Origin of the sequence: Bacillus sp. J14TS2 (assembly GCF_018333015.1) — a bacterium.
Classification (GTDB): domain Bacteria; phylum Bacillota; class Bacilli; order Bacillales; family Bacillaceae_C; genus Lederbergia.
Window position 1 is genome coordinate 17,075 of record NZ_BORE01000023.1, and the last position, 20,791, is coordinate 37,865.

Genomic DNA, 20,791 nt, shown 5'->3' on the forward strand with positions numbered 1-20,791 from the left:
CCTCTAACTTTTTTGTTGACAATTGACTAATTAGTCATTAGTATAGGTAATTAAGTTAGGAAAGTCAATTGGGGGTAGGTATTGTAGTGAAGGGTTTAGTCAATTTTGTCATAAAAAATAAATTAGCCGTATGGCTTCTGACGATTATTATTGTAGTCTTTGGTTTATATTCGGGAAGTCGCATGAAGACGGAGACCATTCCTGATATTTCGATTCCGTATTTAATGGTGATGGATGTCTATCCTGGGGCCACTCCGGAAAAGGTTATGGAAGAAGTGTCCATGCCTCTAGAAAAAAAGATAGAAAATCTAAAGAATGTGAAAGCTGTTTATTCCAACTCTTATTCTAACATGTCTAATATTCAAGTGGAATATGATTATGGAATTGATATGGACGAAGCGAATCGAGAATTAAGCTCCGCTTTAGATGATGTAACATTGCCGGATGGGGCAGAGGTCCCAGAAATTACGGCAATTAATATGAATATGATGCCTGTCGTAGCTCTTAGTGTGAGTAGCACAGAGGAAGACATTGTTGAGCTGACATCCACGGTTGAAGATATTATTCTGCCGAAAATTCAGAAGCTAGACGGTGTTGCTTCTGCATCGATCACAGGTCAGCACATTGAAGAAGTCGATCTAACATATGATGATGAAAAAATGGCTGAACTGGATATAACGGAAGACACTGTAAAAGATATGATACAAGCAAGTGATATGGCTGTTTCATTAGGACTGTATGAATTTGAAGAAGGTGAACAGGCTGTTGCGATAGACGGAAAATTCATGACCGTTGATGAATTGAAGGACATGTTAATTCCTGTTACACCTTCAGAAACGAATCCATCTCCATTTGTCAAACTTAGTGATATTGCCAAAGTGGAATTAGTTGGTAAGGTAGAATCGGTTTCACGTACAAATGGGGAAGATGCGATTGCCATTCAAGTGATTAAAGGGCAAGAAGCGAATACTGTTGATGTTGTAAATGAAGTGAAGAAATTAGTCAAAGAGGAAGAGAAGAATATTGACGGTCTTGTTATGGACGTTTCACTTGACCAAGGAGAGCCAATTGAAGATTCAGTTGCAACCATGATCGAAAAGGCTCTATTTGGTGGACTGATCGCCATCTTGATTATCCTTCTATTCCTGCGTGATTTTAAATCGACGATTATATCGGTTGTATCGATTCCAGTCTCGATTTTCATGGCTTTATTATTATTACACTGGTTGGATATTACCCTAAACCTTATGACCCTAGGGGCTATAACGGTAGCAATTGGGCGGGTGATTGATGACTCGATTGTTGTTGTGGAGAATATTTATCGGCGACTTCACTTGAAAAATGAGAAGTTAACAGGACGTGCATTGATTAGAGAGGCAACGATTGAAATGTTTAAACCGATTATGTCCTCCACATTAGTTACGGTTGCCGTATTTGCGCCTCTAGTTTTTGTAGGAGGAATGGTTGGGGAACTATTCGTACCATTTGCCTTAACGATGGCATTTGCGCTTGGTGCTTCTTTAATCGTGGCGATCACGATCGTGCCTGCTTTATCTCATTTCTTATTTAGGAAAAAGATATACGGAAAGAAGACGGAAAGTCACCATAAAGAGGTTGGTAAACTAGCGAACGGCTATAAGAAAGCTCTTGAATGGACACTGAATCACAAGGCGATTACATCGATCATTTCGATTATCTTATTAATCGGTAGTTTGACATTAACGCCTCTGATTGGATTTAGTTTCTTAGGTAGTGATGAAGAGAAAGTAATGTATTTAACCTATACACCTGCAACAGGAGAATTGGAAGAAGATACGTTAGAGAATGTAGGAAAAGTGGAAGAAGAGTTATTAAAACGGGATGATATTGATATTTTACAATTATCGATTACCGAGAGTGGCGATTCCATGTCCGCTATGATGGGCGGGGGAGCTGGTGGTGCGCTAATGTACCTTATCTTTGATCCCGATATGGATAACTTCCAAGAAGTCCGCAAAGAAATTGAAAACTATGTGTTTGACATTGGTCAATCCGGCGAGTGGAAGAGCCAAGATTTCTCCTCCATGGGAATGTCTACCAATGAAATTAGTTACTCACTCTATAGTGAAAATCTTGATAGGCTAAATGAATCTGTAGGCCTGCTAGAAGACGTGATGAACGAAAATGATGGCATTGAAGATGTTACTTCCGATGCGGAAGATCCTTATGTTGAATATACTTTTAAAGTAGAGCAAGATGAATTATTGCAATATGGTTTAACAGCTGGCCAACTTGTGATGCTGTTAAATCCAAGCTCACAAGAAGAGGTTTTAACAACCATTGAAAAAGATGGAAATGAAGTGAAAGTCATTGTTCAACAAGAGCAAGAAGAACAACCTGAATCCATTGATGAGCTTCTGGACAAACCTGTAGAAACTGCGGTTGGCACAACAATGCCCTTATCAGAACTTGTGGAAGTGGAAGAAGGCACAACTTTAAATACACTTGCACGTAGTAAAGGTGAATACTACGCAACTGTATCCGGGACGATCCTTGGGGATGATATTTCAAAAGCTACATCTGAAGTCGATAAAGCGATTGATGATTTAGATTTACCGAAAGGTGTCACAGTGGATGTTGGTGGTGTAGCTGCAGATATGACAGAGACCTTTACTCAATTAGGAGTAGCGATGCTTGCTGCGATTGCAATTGTCTACTTTATTCTCGTGGTGACATTTGGAGAGGGAGTTGCACCATTCTCAATCCTATTCTCATTACCATTTGCGGTGATTGGTTCATTTGTTGGTTTGTATATCGCAGGTGAAACGATCTCGGTATCCGTGATGATGGGGCTATTGATGCTTATTGGAATTGTCGTGACCAATGCGATTGTATTAGTCGATCGTATTGTCCGGATGGAACGTGATGGTATGGGTATGCGTGAAGCGATCTTAGAAGCGGGGGCTACACGTCTTCGACCAATCCTAATGACGGCAATTGCGACCATAGGTGCATTAATTCCATTGGCTGTCGGTGCAGAAGGTGGAGGCGGCTTTATTTCGAAAGGCCTAGCCATTTCCGTTATTGGTGGTCTAGCAAGCTCTACCCTGCTAACATTGATCATTGTACCGATCGTGTATGAGATCTTGTCCAAGTTGTTTAAGAAAAACCGGAAAGAGATTGAAGAGAATTAATTAATAGGGAACAGTCCTGTAAGGTGGTGTGACATCTTGCAGGGCTGTTTTTTTTGTAAAAAGTGAAACTTCTATCAGTGGGGTTATTTTCATCCTACTGATTCCAGAAGATTAAAGGCTAAGATCGTAACATCCTGTCTTTTCGTCTGAACTAGTACATTGCAACGCTTTTATGCTGCTTCCAGCAGGGCCGAACCTATGAGCCTTGAGGTGAGGGATACTGTCCGATAATCCGGAATAAAAAACACCCCCTTGTGGATCTCTGTTATTTTGCTTTTTTCAAATAGTCGTCCTATACTAGTTGTGAATAATGGCATATCGTTATCTCTTTCGGAATTTTTAGATCGTGTCCTATTAACTATAGAATCTTTTCTTTGTAAATAATAACTTTGTATACGAGGCAAAATAGGGGTGTGTTATGAGTAAACCGACTTTCAAGGATATAGCAAGGGTAGCTGGGGTATCCCATGGTACTGTTTCAAATGTTTTAAATGGAAAAGGAAATGTCAGTGTAAAGAAAATTCAAATGGTAGAAGCAGCAGCTAAAAAATTAGGTTATAAAATAAATTATACAGCTAAGACGTTACGGTCAGGCTCTACAAATGCAGTGGCAATCATTCTACCAAGTATAAAACTAGAGGAATATGCGCTAATGTATGAAGGATTAGATAAAACCTTAACGAAACTTGGATATCGCACACATTTATACTCGACCTACGATTTACAGCATAATGAAAATCTTATTTTAAAAGAGATTGCTGCTGAACGGATGACAGGAGTTGTAACTGTTTCTTGCTTAGACGATGCGACTAGTTACTATCAAGAGTTAGATATCGTAAAGGAACATATTGTATTTGTAAATAGAAGGGTGGCGCATGCAGAGAAATTCATAGGGTTTGACTTTGATTTGGCAGGAAAGGAAATTTCAGACTACCTTAAAACGAAAGAATATCATTCAATTGGAATCTTCTCAGATCAAATACGATTTAGTAATGAAAAGCAATTTGTAGATCGGTTGAAAGAAGGACTGTGTGAGCAAAAACAAGTAAAAATCATACATTCAACCCTTAATCAAACGTACAGCAAAGTATTTGACTTTTTCCAAGAACGACCATTTGATATTATTGTCACAACAAGTTTAAGCAAAGGAAACATATTAAAGAAGGCCTATTTATGGGGTTCTACCCAAAAAATGCCAAAAATATTATGTCTTGCTCCAACCCAGTTAAATTTTGACGAAAGTATTGAATTCTATCAATTGAATTTTCATTTTTTTGGCAGCAAAATTGCAGAATTATTAATTAACCAAGTAAATGGTAAAGAAGATATTAATCCTACTAGTTTATTTAAAAATAATGGGTTAAACAAATTCGGGGATTATCTTGATCGTGAACTTTATAAGAGTACTTTGAACTTTTTGACGATTCCAAGTCCCACAACAGATGCAATGAGTAAAATAATCCCTTACTTTAAGAAGAAAACAGGGATAGAGATAAAATTAACGATAAAACCATATGAAGAAATCTACAAGACTCTCTCTGATCCCGAAAAATATAACCACTATGATATTATCAGGATGGATATGGCTTGGCTTTCTTGGTTCGGTAAAGACGTATTTTCTCCATTAAATGGAATAGACCAAAATTTTGATCAAATATTAAATGGTTATCCAACGTATATTAAAAGGAATTATTCGGAAATAGATAAGGTTGCTTATGCTCTGCCATTTGATTCTAGTGTGCAGATGCTGTTTTATCGTAAAGACCTATTTGAGGATCAGAAGATTAAACGTATATATTTTGAAAAATATAAAAGGGATTTGCTCCCCCCTAAGGATTTTAGTGCTTTTAATGAAATGCTGTCTTTCTATACGAGTTCTTATTTTGAAAATACCTCGATAAAGTATGGTACTAGCGTTATTTTGGGAAGATCTGAGATTATGGCAGCGGAATTTTTGACAAGATATTATGCTGAGAAAGGAACTTTAATCAATAAACAAGGCCAAATTTGTTTAGATCCTACTATAGCCAAAAGGGCTTTGCAAAACTATATCGAAACGGTTAATCTTTCACAAAAGTTAGATACAAATTGGTGGGGAGAAGCTGTAACAAGTTTTGCCAATGGTGAAACGGCGATGACGATCGGTTTTGCTAATCACGTTTCTAGAATCGCTCATAGTGATATTGGCTCATTGATTGGGTATGCTGCTGTACCTGGGAATAAGCCGCTTCTAGGCGGTGGGGTTGTTGGGATTACCAAGCAAAGTAAGAATAAACGTGCAGCGATTAATTTTCTAAATTGGATCAATGAGATCGAAACGGCTGAGCAGATTACACTATTGGGCGGTACGTCTTCCAATCAAATGGTATATGAGAACCAAACAATTCGTATGTTATATCCTTGGCTGGAAGGGATGAACGAGGCGAATGATGATGGCATTAGGGACACTAAAGATAAGACCGGAAGAAGGCTAAATACAAGGAGTATTGAACAAATCATTGGAAAAGCGATCCATGAGGTATTAGTTGGTAACGTAGATATAGATAAAGGCATTCAGCAACTTAACAGACAGCTGTTAGATGCGCAAGGTACTTTAATTAAAGTGTAAAAATATGGTAAAAAGCAAAAGCGATCTCTTTTTTAAAAAAGGAGGTCGCTTTTGCTTTTTAAAAAGTCTTTTATTCAATTTTTCTAGTCTGGATCCTTATAATTATTTTTGAAAGCGGTTGACAATAATTTCGGCTTTGAATATAATGAAGTCGAAATTGACACGTTCCAAAATGCGGAGGGGTGTAATAGAAATAAAATTAAAATGATGTTGATCAGTTGATATAAGTGAAGAGGAAATTAGAAAGGACGAAAGCGAGTGAAGGATCAAAAGGCCTGATATAAAAACGAAAGAGAGGGATTTGATTATGAAAAAAGTATATTTTTTGTTATTTGCTTTCATTCTTTTACTGGCTGCCTGTAATAAGGAAGACAAAACAAACGAAATAACCACTGATGAAAACTTTAACGAAACGGGTATGCCGATTGTGGAAGAATCTATTACTCTAGAGTTTATGGCAAGAAAAAGTGATGCTGATAATTATGATGAGGTCTTAATCTGGAAGGAATATGAAAAGATGACAGGGATCCATATTGATTGGAGTCTGGTTCCAAGTTCAGGTTGGACGGAGAAACGGAATTTAGCATTGTCTAGTGGAGATTATAAGGATGTGTTTTATACGGCGGACCTTTCGAGTGCTGATTTAAGTGAATATGGTAGTCAAGGGATGTTCTTGAAGCTGAATGATTTAATCGAACAGTATATGCCTAATTTAACAGCGATCCTTAAGGAGTATCCCGAAATTGAGAAGGGGTTATATGATGCCGATGGTAATATCTATTCCCTCCCTGGTTTATATGAGCCTGATTTTTGGTCCGTTATTTCCGGACACAAGCTTTGGGTGAGAGAGGATTGGCTAGAGAAATTAGGGATGGATGTTCCAGAAACAACAGATGATTTTTATGATTATTTAACAGCAGTAAAAGAAACAGACTTAATCGGAAATGGTAAAAATGAAGAAATTCCATTTGGAAGCTATAGTCTGGATGGATTAAAGGGTTGGATGCGCGGATCATTTGGACTTGCAAATAGAGGAAGTAGTCATACCTTTGTAGATTTCGATCCAGAGTCGGATGGCTTACGGTTTATTCCTACAACAGATCGTTATAAAGAGATGCTTGAATATATGCATAAACTTTATGATGAAGGATTAATTCAGGAAAATATATTCTCTTCAGCAAATGACAACAATTCAAGCTATGCAAACGGAACAAATGGATTGCATGGAAGTACAGTATTCGTAAATACTGAAGCCATTTATGGAGAAGAAGAAGGGTCTAAATTTATTGGAATTGCTCCATTGGAGGGGCCGCATGGCGATCGAATGGTTTCCACTCAACGCTCTCCAATTGCAGCAAAAGGAGCCTTTGTTATTACAGATAAAAATGAACATGTGCCGGAAACATTAAGATGGCTAGATTATTTTTATAGTGATGAGGGTGCAAAATTTTTCTTTATGGGGATAGAAGGAGAAACGTATGAGGAAAATGAAGACGGTAAATTGGAATTTGTAGATAAAATAAAAAATAGCCCAGATGGATTAACTATGGAACAAGAACTTTCCAAATACGTCACCTACTTAGGTGGTGGATATCCAGGTATTATGAAAGAGCAATTCTTTGATGGAGCTGAAAGTATTCCGTCTTCATTAGCTGCTGCCGAAGAAATGAAACCATATATGCTTGAGGAAGTATGGCCAGAATTTTCCTACACAAGTGAAGAATATAAGAAGAGATCTACTTTAGCTGCTGATATAGAGAAGTATGTAAAAGAAATGGAAGATAAGTTTATATCAGGAAGTGAATCTTTTGAGAATTGGGATAAATATGTTAACACAATTGAAAAGATGAATTTAGAAGAGTATATGGAAATTGAAAATACTGCTTATGAGAGATACAAAGAATCATAGAAGAGGGGCCGGTCTCCTGGCTCTCTCACTGGTACATTGTAATATATTACTGATTTGGTTCAATAGAAAGTGAGTAGATAAAAACATGATAAAGGAATTTATGCAAATAAATAATTTATTAATAGAAAAGCTAAAAAATGAGCCTTTTCTCATTGTCGCCCATAGAGGGACTGCCCTAGGCAATATTATTGAGAATACGATCCCTTCCCTAGTTGCAGCATGTCAATCGGGGGCAGATATCGTTGAAATTGATGTTGTTCAGTCAACTGATGGTCAATTCTATCTATTCCATGATGGGAATGAGAGCAGACTGTTAGGGGAGAAAAGGAATATTAAACAGCTTTCGTCGGGTGAGATTGAGACATTGCACTATTATAATTCGATTCGCCATAAAATTAATTATCAAGTAGAGAAGTTAGAGGAACTATTAAAATATGTAGGAGGAACAGATTATTTAATTAATATCGATCGGTCGTGGGCATATTGGGATAGATTGTTACCATATCTCGATTCATTTAATTTAGAAAATCAGATTCTATTAAAATCTCCTGTTAAAGATTTGTATTTACAGCAACTTGAAGAACATCCAACGAAGTATATGTACTTCCCAATTGTAAAAAGTCTAGAAGATCTAGAGATCATACGAGAATTTAAAAATGTAAATATAGTTGGAGTAGAAATCATTGCCGAAAACCAAGACTCGCCGTTTTTTCAGGATGAACTTATAGAAAGCTTAAGAAATGAGTATCACTTTGTTTTTGCAAATGCTATTCGGTTAGATGATAAAGAAGTCTTGTTTGGTGAGCTAGATGATGATCTATCGATTTTAAAAGGGCCTAAGTATGGGTGGAAGCAAATTGTAGATAAAGGATGTAATGTGCTACAGACAGACTGGACAAGCTTGTTGGATCAATATCGACAAAAAGAGCGAAAGGCTTTATCCCGCATTAACGGGAAGTAAGTCCTGCATTTCGAGACACGGACATTCGCCCATAATAAGTCTTGTATTATGGGCGTTGAATAATCAGCTGGGCGCACCTTAACTAATTAATTCGGAGGGTCAACGATGAAAAACAGAAAAGTTATATTCTTTTTAATGATGTCATTGATGTTAGTTTTAGCCGCATGCAGTGGCAAGAAGTCTTCTAGTCCTGAAACACCTGAAATAAGTGAGGACGCATTGGAAAATGTAAATGAATCAGGAATGCCGATTGTGAATGAGCCAATTACATTGAAATTTATGGCAGGAAAGCCGCCTACCACAGCCGATGATTATAATGAGGTGCTGATTTGGAAGGAATATGAAGAGATGACGAATGTTCATATTGATTGGGAACTCGTCCCATTTGAAGCTAGAGGAGAAAAGCGAAACCTAGCTCTTGCTGGTGGAAAACTGCCTGATGTTTTCTATACGATGGCGCTCCCTAATTCTGACCTTTTGAAATATGGAGAACAAGGGATTTTTGTGAGATTAAATGATTTAATTGAGGAATACATGCCGAACTTGACTGAACAGTTAGAGAAATATCCTGAAATAAGAAAGGGTGCTACTTTTCCCGATGGGAATATCTATGCAATTCCAACGATCTATGACCCGGAGTTTACTTCACTTATTTTGGGAGACAAACCTTGGATTCGCAAGGATTGGCTTGAGCAGTTGGATATGGATATGCCGGAAACGATCGATGATTTTTATGATTATTTAAAGGCAGTGAAAGAAACGGATTTAAATGGAAATGGAAAGCAAGATGAAATTCCTTATGGTGGAGTGAATATCTCAAACCTTAGACAGGCATTAAATGGTGCTTTTGGGATTGGAAATAAAGGTGTTAAGCATGCTTACTTGGATGAGGATCCGGAAACAGACGACCTGCGTTTTTACCCGATTTCCGATAGCTATAAAGAACTTTTGGAGTATTTAAATAAGCTATATTCGGAAGGGCTTATTGCTAAAAATATTTATACAATTGATGACAACCAAAGCTATAGCGAAGGAACAGAGGGTCTTTACGGAAGCACGGTTATTTCAAGCACGGAAACGATTTATGGGAAGAAAATGGGCAGTAATTTTGTGGGGATGCCAGCACTAGAAGGTCCTGGTGGGAAAACGTACAATAAAGCCACTTCTTCATTAGCCCATATGGGGGCATTTGTAGTGACGAGTGAAAATGAGAATATCCCTGCAACCCTAAGATGGTTGGATCATTTCTATAGTGAAGAGGGGGCGGAATTATTCTTTATGGGAATTGAAGGCGAGACCTTCGAACGTGATGAAGACGGCAATGCTCAATATCTAGATGAAATTACCGATAGCCCTGATGGATTATCAATGGAGCAAAAATTGTCTGATTATATCACTTGGCTTGGAGGCGGTTACCCAGGAATCGTGAAGCAAGAAACGTTCCAAGGAGCGGAAGGCTTGGAATCTTCCATTGAAGCCGCAGAGAAATTGGAACCGAATATGCTGGATGAAATCTGGCCTAGTTTTACCTATACAGTAGAAGAAAGTAATAAATTATCTGGCTTGGAAGCGGATATCCATAAATATGTAAACGAAATGCAAGATAAATTCATTACAGGAACCGAGTCTTTTTCAAAATGGGACGATTATATTAAAGAGATTGAGAAAATGGGCTTAGACCAATATATGGACATCCAAGAGGAAGCATATAAGCGGTATAAAAACAATTAATAGTTTGAAATCAACAGGGGGATAAGGTTGCCTCAACACTTATCCCCCTGTTGATACAAAGGAGGCTCCTTTATGAATACGAAGCATGCAGAGGTTGAACATAAAATCGTCATGCCTGGAAGTCGTTTTTCGCGCATCCGCAAAAACTTCCTTAAAAGCTGGCAATTATATACCTTTCTATTACCAGCCCTGACTTTTTTTATCGTTTTCCACTATATCCCGATGTATGGGGTCCAAATTGCCTTTAAGGACTTTTTTGCGACGATGGGGATTAACGGAAGTCCATGGGTAGGCTTTGAGCATTTTGAACGTTTCTTTAATTCCTATTACTTTTGGCGGTTATTGAAAAACACCTTAATTATCAGCCTCTATCAATTATGTCTATTTCCACTGCCCGTCATTTTCGCTTTAATGCTAAATGAGCTCCGCAATGGGGCCTTTAAAAAGTGGACGCAAACATTAACCTATGCCCCCCACTTTATTTCTGTGGTTGTCGTGGTGGGGATGATTATTGCCTTTTTAGATCCAACGACCGGGATTGTCAATCATTTGATTGAGAAATTAGGGGGGAGCTCTGTTCAATTCCTGACAAGTCCAGATTGGTTCAGGCATATCTATGTGTGGTCTGGTGAGTGGCAAGGACTTGGCTGGGGATCGATTATTTATTTGGCGGCGCTTGCAGGGGTGAATCCGGAACTTCTAGAAGCAGCGAAGGTGGATGGAGCAACAAGACTCCAACGGATTATCCACATCAATATTCCAGCCATTTTACCAACGATTGTGATTCTCTTTATTTTGAATATCGGGAAATTTATGTCGGTTGGATTTGAGAAAGTGTTGCTTTTGCAAAACTCTTTGAACTCGGAAACATCCGATATTATTCAAACATTTGTCTATGAAACAGGTTTATTGGAAGGACAATATAGTTTCGCTGCGGCGGTTGGTTTATTCGACTCGGTCATTAATATTATTCTGCTTGTGACAGTCAATCAAATTGCGAAAAAAGTCAGCGATAACAGCTTATGGTAAAGGAGGGGAGCAACAATGAAGAATAGGAATGTATCAGATAAAACCTTTGATTTGATTAATAAAATTCTGGTCGTATTTCTGACAGTAGTCATTGTGTATCCGCTTATTTTTGTGATCAGTGCCTCAATTAGTGATCCGGCAGCGGTAAGTACAGGGAAAATGTGGCTGTGGCCGGTCGATATCACCTTTGCGGGCTATCAACGGGTCTTTCAAAATGACGCGATTTGGCTGGGATATCGGAATACGATTTTTTATACGATTATCGGGACTATCATTCACCTAATTGTGTTATTGCCTTGTGCCTACGCCTTATCGAGAAAAGAAGTGATGGGGAAAAAATATATACTGTGGATCATCCTGTTTACGATGATGTTTAATGGGGGATTAATCCCGACGTATCTCGTCATTAAAACCTTGGGGATGGTGGACACGATTTGGGCGATTGTGATCCCAGGTGTGGTTGGAGCATGGTCGATTCTTGTGGCACGAACATTCTTTCAACAAACCATTCCCGATCAGTTAGTGGAAGCTGCTAAAATTGATGGGGCTTCGGACTACTACATCTTCGGAAAAGTAGTGATTCCCCTCTCGATGCCCATTATTGCGGTAATGGCTTTATTCCATGCGGTCAGTTTATGGAATCAATATTTTACCGCTTTAATCTATCTTTCAGACGAAAAGTTGTATCCATTGCAGCTGATTCTACGGCAGATATTAGTGGTCGCACAAATTAGCCAAGAAGGTGGCGGGGGACCAGGAGAAATCGAATCTCTGGTCGAACAGGTGAAAACCGCCAGCTTAGTGAAATATGCGGTCATTATGGTCTCTTCCTTACCGCTGTTAATCGTTTATCCATTCCTTCAACGTTTCTTTGTACAAGGGGTATTGATTGGATCGGTGAAAGAGTAAATGAAGGCAAATTTAAAAGGACTTTTAAACAAAAAAATGAATGTGAAATTTCCATTCATGACAGTAGCACTTTAATGGGTTTTCTGCTTTCGCATTGTTTGTTAACTCTGTATTTAATGAGTTCCAAAAAAGACATGAAGGGTAAGCTTGCATGAATATAAGTTGATGCAATGTTCAATAAGTATTTTTGAATACTTGAATCCAATAGCTGAAAGGAGAGAAGTTGTTTATGGATCATCAAAAACATAACAATGAGAAAGCGGTTAAAATCGAGAGGAATAAAAAAGAGGAGGAAGTTATAGAAAAGGATGGAAATATTAGCAGAAGAAAGCTGCTTGCATATATGGGGTTGACAAGTGCCGTAGTTGTTTCAGGTGGATTGTTAAGCACGCTTGATAAGGCCTTCGCTGCAGACGGGAATACGGAGAAAAAGGAGAAGGGAAGTAAAACTCCTACCAATGATGATGCTGATCCGGATGCTGATCAGATTGTCTATCGCTATTCTAAAGATTCGTCTCAACGATTGGTTGGTGATAAACTACGTGAATTAATCAGTGTGAAGGATTTTGGGGCGAAGGGCGACGGAAAAGCAGATGATCAACCTGCCATACAACAAGCATTGGATTATGCTAAACAGTTAGGAGGAGCCGTTGTGTACGTTCCATTAGGAACATACAAACTAGGCGATCATCTGAGTATATACTCGAAGACACATCTGATTTGTGCCCATTCAACCGTTCTCCTTCGTTATGGTGGATATATGCTATTGAATGGAAGCAGATCAGAAGAATATGAGGGCTACGAAGGGAACGGAGATATTGTTATTGAGGGTGGTATATGGGATGCTAGGGGAAATGAAACCCAACGCTCTGGAACTGCCGTCGCATTAGGACATGGGCACGATATTACGATTCGGAATGTTACAATCAAAAATGTTTGTGACAGTCATGCGATTGAAGTGAATTCCAGTACAAATGTTTTGATCAAGGATTGTATGTTTAATGGCTTTGTAGATTCCGGTGAACGTGGCTACGCCGAGGCTATTCAAATTGATTTAGCCTCTAAAGACGGCTTTCCTGCCTTTGGAAAATATGATTTAACGACCTGTGATGGGATCACAATTCGGAATTGCCAGTTTGGAGGATCAGACGATAAAGGTACGGTGCCTTGGCCAAGAGGTGTAGGTTCCCATGCGAATTCAAGTCCACATACCCATAAGAATATTCATGTGATAGGGTGTGAATTTTATAAAATACAGAATCACTGCGTGCGATCTGATAACTGGAATAATGTTATTATCCAAGATAATGTAGGGTATCAATGTGAAGCAGGTATCGGCGTTTATTCTCGGTTTGAAGATGGATGTAAAAACATTATCATTCGGGGAAATACTTTCTATGATGTTGGGAATTACTCACAAACAATTATTGTTCAAGGAGATTTTCATAATGAAGGTACTTACGGCCTGGAAAATGTCATTGTTTCCGACAATTATATTGAACGTACCCATACAACTGGAATTTGGGTAAATCGTGTAAAGGAAATAACGATTTCGAATAATACAATCATAGATACCAATTCATCAGGTATCTATGTGAAAGAGCAAAGTGATAATGTAGTGATTTCAAATAACAAGTTAAGCCAGTTAGAGGGTACTGGTATTCAAGTGGCAACGGGAGTAACGAACGTTGATATTATTGGAAATAATATCAAGCATGTTATCGGTCATGGCATTCAATGTAATAACGATGTGGTCGATATCATTATTGCATCGAATAAAATTTTTGGGGTGCAAGGAAAAAATGTAGATGATGATCATTTAAATGACGGGTTTTTCGGTATATGGTTGACGGAAGGGATAAAACGAGTTTCCATAACAGGGAATCTATGTAAAGATGATGATTCCTATACTTCCGATGGCTCATTACGAATCACTGACACATGTAAAGATATTATTCGGACTTCGAATATATTCGCAGGGAAACGCGTAACAGATCATTCAGATTCTAAAAAAATTGGTGACTTAATAGTAGGGAAATCGGATCCAGGGAGTGCTCTGGAAATCAAAGATATCATTGACGAGCTTGACCAAGAAGGTGAGTTTGAGAGCAGTGAGGTAGTATATGCATTAAAGGAACATTTGACTGCGGTTGCGCATTTTGAGAAAACAAATAAAGCGGATAAAGTTGTTAAACATATGAAAGGCTTCAAAGGTCTCTTAGATCAGCAGAAAAACGATAAGTTAATTTCTAGTAAGGCTTACAGCGTGCTCAGTAAAGAGACTGATGCAATGGTTGAAGACTGGAGTTAGGGGTTTTCTCCTAACAATTGCAAAATCTCCCTATGGCCAAACACATTTAGGAAGCTCCTTTTACATATAGCGTTGTGAGAAGTATAGATGAATAGAACCTAGTAATTAATGAATGAATTAATCTTTTGCAAAATGATGCACATATATATTGTAAGAAGCTCTTCAATTCAGGATGAATTGGAGAGCTTTTTTAAGAATATCTTTTTATCTGGTAATTATGAAACTTGATGGTTTAAAGTTAAATGGATACGATTACTAGTCCATCTCGATCGCTGAATAAATACATCAAATACGTTAGGCAGATGATGCTAATCTTATCATTCCTGTAGCCCAAACTGGCCTTCTTGCCGTATAATCGACATAGGGAGTCCTTCTCCAGTCTTAGAGTTGGTGTAATTACTTAGCTCATTTCGACATTTTGGGGAGATACTCCTTTTTTACGTCTCGAAAGTCTTGAAGATCTATGAATTTAAATTATGAAATTAATTCAGTTGCCCTCTATGCTAAAATGGAGTGGAGAATAACGAATGGGTGATCAGATGACACAAATGATTAAAATAGCTGTCAGGACGCTTGTAGAATATGCTTTTCGAAGTGGGAGCATTGAAACGGGATTCCGTACCGCTTCCTCAATGCATGAAGGCACAAAAATCCACCAGAAGATTCAAAAAACCTATCGTGAAACAGATCAAAAGGAAGTGTATTTGAAAACGGAGGTTCCGTTTGATGATCTTACGTTTCGGATTGATGGGCGCTGTGATGGTTTGCTAATAGACGAGGATGGAATGATCACCATTGACGAAATTAAATCGACCTCGATGCCGTTGGAACAAATCACAGAGGAAACCAATCCAGTGCACTGGGCACAGGCGATTGTGTATGCCTATATTTATGCTCAGGATCATGACCTATCGGAAATACATATCCAACTCACGTATGTTCAGGTACGGACAGAAGAAGAAAAAAGATTTCAGCGGATGATGAAAAAGGAAGATTTAGCAGCTTTTGTTATAGATGTCGTTTCCCGTTATGCTGCTTTTGCGCGATTAAGGATGGACCTACGACAAAAAAGAGATGTGAGCGCCAAAGCTTTATCCTTTCCATTCGGAGAGTATCGACAAGGGCAACGTAAGCTTGCAGGTTCAGTTTATAAAACGATTCAGGAGAAAAGGACTCTTTTCGCAAAAGCTTCAACAGGAATTGGTAAGACGATTTCAACGACTTTTCCTGCAGTGAAGGCAATGGGGGAAGGACATGTGGAGCGGCTTTTTTACCTTACAGCGAAGACGATTACGCGTACAGCTGCTGAGGAAGCGTTTCGCCTTTTACAAGAGACAGGTCTAGAGCTTATTGTCGTGACGATTACGGCAAAGGAGAAAATTTGTTTTCAGGAAAAGGTAAAATGCGACAAAACGGAATGTCCATTTGCGGATGGTTATTACGATCGAATTAATGGTGCTGTTTCAGATATATTGAAACATGAAAACATGCTTACGAGACTCGTGATTGAGAAATATGCTCGTAAACATATGGTTTGTCCTTTTGAGTTTTCACTTGATTTGGCCTATGCCGCGGATGCAGTGATCTGCGATTATAATTATATGTTTGATCCCAGGGTATCCCTTCAACGGCTTTTTGAAGAAGAAAAGAAAAAGACTGTGTTACTAATTGATGAAGCCCATAATCTAGTTGATCGGGCAAGAGAGATGTATTCAGCCACTGTTGTCAAATCCCATTTTCTTGATTTATATCGTTTATACAAAAAGGATCACAAAGGGATTGCAAAGGCGGCCAAAAAAGTGAATGACCAAATGCTTGAGAAGAAGAAGCAGAACCAAATGCTTGAAAAGTCATTAGATGACAAGCTTGTGCAAGTGGTAGATGCTTTCACCTTTAGGGCTGAGGAAGAATTAGTAAAAGGCGAAGAAGTGGATGAGCTTTTATTGGAAACCTATTTTGAAGCCCAGGCATTTGTAAAAATTGCCCGCTTGTATGATCAACGTTTTACGAGTTATCTGACTGTCAATGGTAGTGAGGTCGAATTAAAGCTATTTTGTTTAGACCCGTCGGCCCAATTAGAACAGATGGGAAAAGGATTTCGCTCCAAAATTTTCTTCTCAGCCACCTTGACCCCTGCAGGCTATTATATGAACTTGCTTGGTGGGAAGGAAAACGATTATGTGCTCTCCATTCCGTCCCCTTTTGACCGAGAGCATGTCGAAGTTATGATTCATCCGTTATCCACAAGATATCGTGATCGAGATAATACATTGGAACCGATGGTACAGTTTATGGTTGACACCTTGCAGAAAAATGCTGGGAATTTTCTTGTATTTTTCCCCTCGTATCAATATATGCGGATGGTCTATGAGCATTTCATCACGATGGCACCAGATATGAAGACGATTGTGCAAGATGGGGGGATGACAGAGGAACAACGTGAGGACTTTTTGGCGGCCTTCCAGGAAAATAAGCATTCAACAGATCGTCTAGTAGGATTTGCGGTGCTTGGTGGTATATTCTCTGAGGGGATCGATTTAAAAGGAGAACGACTGCAGGGTGTGATCATTGTTGGCGTGGGATTGCCGCAAATTGGCCTGGAGCGCGATATTATCAAGGATTACTTCCAAGCAATTGGTCATAATGGATATGATTACTCGTATGTTTATCCCGGTATGAATAAAGTGCTGCAAGCAGGTGGTCGATTAATTCGGACAGATTCGGATCATGGGATCATTGCTTTAATTGACGATCGGTTCTTGCAACCAAAATACCAAGCATTGCTTCCCTTTGAATGGCAAAACTTTAGGATTGGCAATGATAGAATGTAAATAAAGTTAATTCGACAAAATCAGATGCGTGCCAGGCACCTTAAGAAAAGGGGGGAAAACACTTGAATGGTAGGATAAGTAAAGAGAAAATCATAGAAATGTGTGGTACAGTTTCCTTTAAAAGAGGGAAGGCTTATTTTGAGGCGGATAAGGTGAGGATTAATAGTGTTGGTTCTAGTCGTTGTGAGGCGACTGTTACTGGAGTGGAGGATTTTCAGGTTACGATTGAAAAGGATGAGAGTGGCGGGATTCGGACGAAGTGTAGCTGTCCGCCGTTGCCATCTATTAAGCATGATTGTCAGCACATTGCGGCTGTATTAGTTGCGATCCACGAACGTCAACATAGCAACAAGTCCTCATCTCCCCAAAACCATGCACTTACGGAAGGCTTGTTTCACTTGTTTGATGCTGAAGAAAAGCAAACTAGCCGGCATCAGTTTCATTTTGAGAACCGGGAAGTACTGGACATCACGTTCTTCTGTCAGTCTGTCAGAGTGAAGGATGGCCCAAATATGGCGGGGATCGGAGTGGAGGTAGGAACGAACCATGTACCTAATCTCCGAGAATTCCTAGAAGATGTGAAGAGAGGAAATTCGAGTCCACTTACCTCCTCTTTTGCTTATGATCCACAGAGCCATTGTTTTCGAGAGGAAACAGATGCTGTCCTTCAACAGCTTATTCAAGTAACAGAAGACGAAGAGATCTATGTGGATACATTACCAGACAAAACAGAGTGGGCGTTCAGCAACGATATTTTACTTATCCCACCCTCTTCTTGGGAGCGGCTAGTCCCTTTACTATCCAGTGCTCCTTTGGTGAAGTTAATTCATGGTGGGCAACAGTTTGACCGGTTTTGCCGATCTGACGAGCCATTGCCTTTACAATTTGATCTTTTGGGGATGACGAACGGTGACTATCAACTCAAAATTGAAGGATTACAGCTGATGACGGTATTGACTGCTTATCGCACCGTTCTTTTCAAAGAAAAGGTTGTTCTGCTGGAAAGGAAAGCGAGTGAACGTCTTTCAGAGTTAAAACAGATGCTGACATCTTCTCGCTCCAATCGAATTTTAATTCCGCGCCCCCAAGTTCGTGATTTTTTAGTAAAAGTAGTGCCTGGTTTGAAAAAGTTAGGAAAGTTCCAGCTAACAGGGAACATTTCTGGAGAATTCTCGGGGACACCATTGGTTGCTAAATTATACTTGGATCGTGTTAAAAACCGCCTCCTTGCTGGATTAGAATTTCATTATGATGGGCTTGTTATTTACCCGCATGAGCGAGAAGTAGAGACAGGCCCCGTACTGATTAGGGATGTGGAAAAAGAGGCAATGATCCTCCAACTTATGGAGGAAAGTTCTTTTGCTCAAACAGAAGGTGGCTATTTTTTGCATAATGAAGAATTGGAATACGATTTTTTGTATCATATCCTTCCTAAAATGGAGAAGCTTGTGCACGTATATGCCACAACTGCTGTAAGAAGTAGAGTTTTTAAAGAGAAGGCCCATCCGCGAATTAAGGTAGGGTTCAAAAAGGAACGGACGAATTGGTTGGAATTTAAATTTGAAATGGATGGCATCCCCGAAAGGCAGATTCGTGAGGTTTTGGCTGCACTTGAAGAGAAGCGCAAGTATTATCGTTTACGGAGCGGTGCTTTGCTTTCTCTTGAGACTAGGGAGTTTGCAGAAATCCAACGCTTCCTTCAAGCTGTCCCGATTCAGGATGAAGATCTGGAAAGTGGTCTGAATGTGCCCGTTGTCCGTGGCTTCCAACTTATGGATTCGACTAATGATCCAGATGTATTCAAGCTAGAGACTTCCTTTCGTCAGTTTTTAAAAGAAATTCAAGATCCGAATCAATTGGACTTCGAAGTGCCGAAACTTGTGGAACCAATCTTATATGAATATCAGAAGCATGGTTACAGATGGATGAAGGCTCTTGCTCGTTTCGGTTTCGGAGGGATCCTTGCCGATGATATGGGACTTGGAAAAACCTTGCAAAGTATGGCGTTTATTTTATCTGAACAGTCCGATATTCGTAAGCAGAAACGGCCAGTTCTTATTGTTTGTCCGTCCTCCCTTACCTATAACTGGCTCAATGAGTTTGGCCAATTCGCGGCTGATCTTAAAGTTGTGGTGATCGATGGTCAAAAGGCGAAACGGCTGACTTTACAAAGAGACATGACTGCTCACGATGTTGTAATCACTTCTTATCCATTATTACGAGCAGATATCAAATGGTACGAAAAACAGTCTTTTCATACAGTGTTTTTTGATGAGGCACAGGCATTTAAAAATCCTTTTACCCAAACGGCAAAAGCAGTAAAAAAGGTGCATGCCGATCATTACTTCGCTCTTACTGGGACACCAATTGAAAATTCATTAGAGGAGCTTTGGTCGATTTTTCATGTTGTTTTTCCTGAACTATTTCAAGGGTTAAAGGATTACAGTAATCTTTCAAGAAAAAAGATCATTCGCAGGATTCGTCCATTTTTATTACGAAGAACGAAAGCAGATGTACTTGCAGAATTACCCGAAAAGACCACAGCACAGGAATCTGTGGAGCTACTTCCAGAGCAGAAAAAACTATATGCAGCCTATTTAGCTAAATTAAGGCATGACACATTAAAACATCTGGACAAAGATACGCTTCGAAAAAATAAGATCAGAATCCTTGCTGGTTTAACACGATTGCGGCAAATATGTTGCCACCCGGCTCTGTTTGTGGACAGCTATAAAGGGAATTCAGCGAAGTTTGCACAACTGTTTCGGATTTTAGAGGAAGCAAGGCTTTCTGGAAGGAGAGTATTGGTTTTCTCGCAGTTTACAAAGATGCTTCAACTTATTGGGAGGGAATTAGCAAAGCAAGGATGGCCGTATTTCTATCTTGACGGGCAAACCCCATCAGAAGAACGATTAGAAAGATGCCATCGTTTTAATGCAGGAGAACGTCATGTTTTTCTTATTTCCTTAAAAGCAGGTGGAACAGGACTTAACTTAACAGGTGCTGATACGGTCATCCTCTATGATACTTGGTGGAATCCTGCTGTGGAGGAACAAGCCGCAGATCGTGTTCACCGAATTGGTCAAACAAAGTCTGTCCAAGTGATCAAACTAGTCACCCGTGGCACAATTGAGGAAAAAATGAATGAACTCCAAGAGAAAAAAAGACACCTCATAGATGAAGTAATTGATTCAAAGGAAAATTTCCCTTCCTTGCTTACAGAAGAGGATATTCGAGAAATACTGATGATTCAAAAGGGTATGGACGATGTCGTAAACTAGAAGAAATTGGTATCCTTAAAGAGCTTTGCCAAAACTGATATGAAGGAA

10 protein-coding genes are annotated in these 20,791 nt (G+C 39.2%); all 10 read left to right on the top strand.

Features of this window, described 5'->3' with window-relative positions; translation table 11 throughout:
• The first annotated feature begins 86 nt into the window (after positions 1-86).
• The 10 genes from KI375_RS24445 to KI375_RS24490 all read left to right on the top strand — a co-directional run bounded on the left by KI375_RS24445 (position 87) and on the right by KI375_RS24490 (position 20,743).
• Positions 87-3,173, top strand: a complete 3,087-nt coding sequence (locus tag KI375_RS24445) for an efflux RND transporter permease subunit (protein ID WP_212975993.1) — start codon at positions 87-89, stop codon at positions 3,171-3,173.
• Positions 3,174-3,591: 418 nt separating this feature from the next.
• A complete protein-coding gene (locus tag KI375_RS24450; protein ID WP_212975994.1) occupies positions 3,592-5,781 on the top strand; it encodes an extracellular solute-binding protein in 2,190 nt (729 codons plus the stop codon).
• 307 nt (positions 5,782-6,088) lie between these two features.
• Positions 6,089-7,690 carry an extracellular solute-binding protein gene (locus KI375_RS24455; protein WP_212975995.1) on the top strand — a complete coding sequence of 534 codons (1,602 nt, stop codon included), beginning with the start codon at positions 6,089-6,091 and terminating at the stop codon, positions 7,688-7,690.
• Between the two features lie 85 nt (positions 7,691-7,775).
• The gene (locus KI375_RS24460) at positions 7,776-8,651 is read left to right on the top strand and encodes a glycerophosphodiester phosphodiesterase family protein (RefSeq protein WP_212975996.1); all 876 of its coding nucleotides are present in this window, start codon (positions 7,776-7,778) and stop codon (positions 8,649-8,651) included.
• Between the two features lie 105 nt (positions 8,652-8,756).
• Positions 8,757-10,382 (top strand): extracellular solute-binding protein, encoded by a 1,626-nt coding sequence (locus KI375_RS24465; protein ID WP_212975997.1) that lies wholly within the window; start codon positions 8,757-8,759, stop codon positions 10,380-10,382.
• Positions 10,383-10,454: 72 nt separating this feature from the next.
• Complete coding sequence (locus tag KI375_RS24470; protein WP_212971941.1) at positions 10,455-11,411, top strand: ABC transporter permease; 957 nt, start codon at positions 10,455-10,457, stop codon at positions 11,409-11,411.
• 15 nt (positions 11,412-11,426) lie between these two features.
• Positions 11,427-12,320, top strand: coding sequence for a carbohydrate ABC transporter permease (locus tag KI375_RS24475; RefSeq protein ID WP_212975998.1), 894 nt, complete (start codon positions 11,427-11,429; stop codon positions 12,318-12,320).
• Positions 12,321-12,549: 229 nt separating this feature from the next.
• Entirely contained in the window at positions 12,550-14,631 is a 2,082-nt protein-coding gene (locus KI375_RS24480; RefSeq protein WP_212975999.1) for an FIMAH domain-containing protein, read from the top strand.
• A 539-nt stretch (positions 14,632-15,170) separates the two neighbouring features.
• Complete coding sequence (locus KI375_RS24485; protein WP_212976034.1) at positions 15,171-17,462, top strand: ATP-dependent DNA helicase; 2,292 nt, start codon at positions 15,171-15,173, stop codon at positions 17,460-17,462.
• Between the two features lie 62 nt (positions 17,463-17,524).
• Positions 17,525-20,743: a DEAD/DEAH box helicase gene (locus KI375_RS24490; protein WP_212976000.1), complete on the top strand. Its 3,219-nt coding sequence runs from the start codon at positions 17,525-17,527 to the stop codon at positions 20,741-20,743.
• The last annotated feature ends 48 nt before the right edge of the window (positions 20,744-20,791 follow it).

What these genes read in the sequence shown, in the direction of transcription:
- KI375_RS24460 (WP_212975996.1), top strand. Translation starts at nt 7,776, where the DNA reads ATGATAAAGGAATTTATGCAAATAAATAATTTATTAATAGAAAAGCTA.
- KI375_RS24480 (WP_212975999.1), top strand. Translation starts at nt 12,550, where the DNA reads ATGGATCATCAAAAACATAACAATGAGAAAGCGGTTAAAATCGAGAGG.
- KI375_RS24485 (WP_212976034.1), top strand. Translation starts at nt 15,171, where the DNA reads ATGACACAAATGATTAAAATAGCTGTCAGGACGCTTGTAGAATATGCT.
- KI375_RS24465 (WP_212975997.1), top strand. Translation starts at nt 8,757, where the DNA reads ATGAAAAACAGAAAAGTTATATTCTTTTTAATGATGTCATTGATGTTA.
- KI375_RS24455 (WP_212975995.1), top strand. Translation starts at nt 6,089, where the DNA reads ATGAAAAAAGTATATTTTTTGTTATTTGCTTTCATTCTTTTACTGGCT.
- KI375_RS24450 (WP_212975994.1), top strand. Translation starts at nt 3,592, where the DNA reads ATGAGTAAACCGACTTTCAAGGATATAGCAAGGGTAGCTGGGGTATCC.
- KI375_RS24475 (WP_212975998.1), top strand. Translation starts at nt 11,427, where the DNA reads ATGAAGAATAGGAATGTATCAGATAAAACCTTTGATTTGATTAATAAA.
- KI375_RS24470 (WP_212971941.1), top strand. Translation starts at nt 10,455, where the DNA reads ATGAATACGAAGCATGCAGAGGTTGAACATAAAATCGTCATGCCTGGA.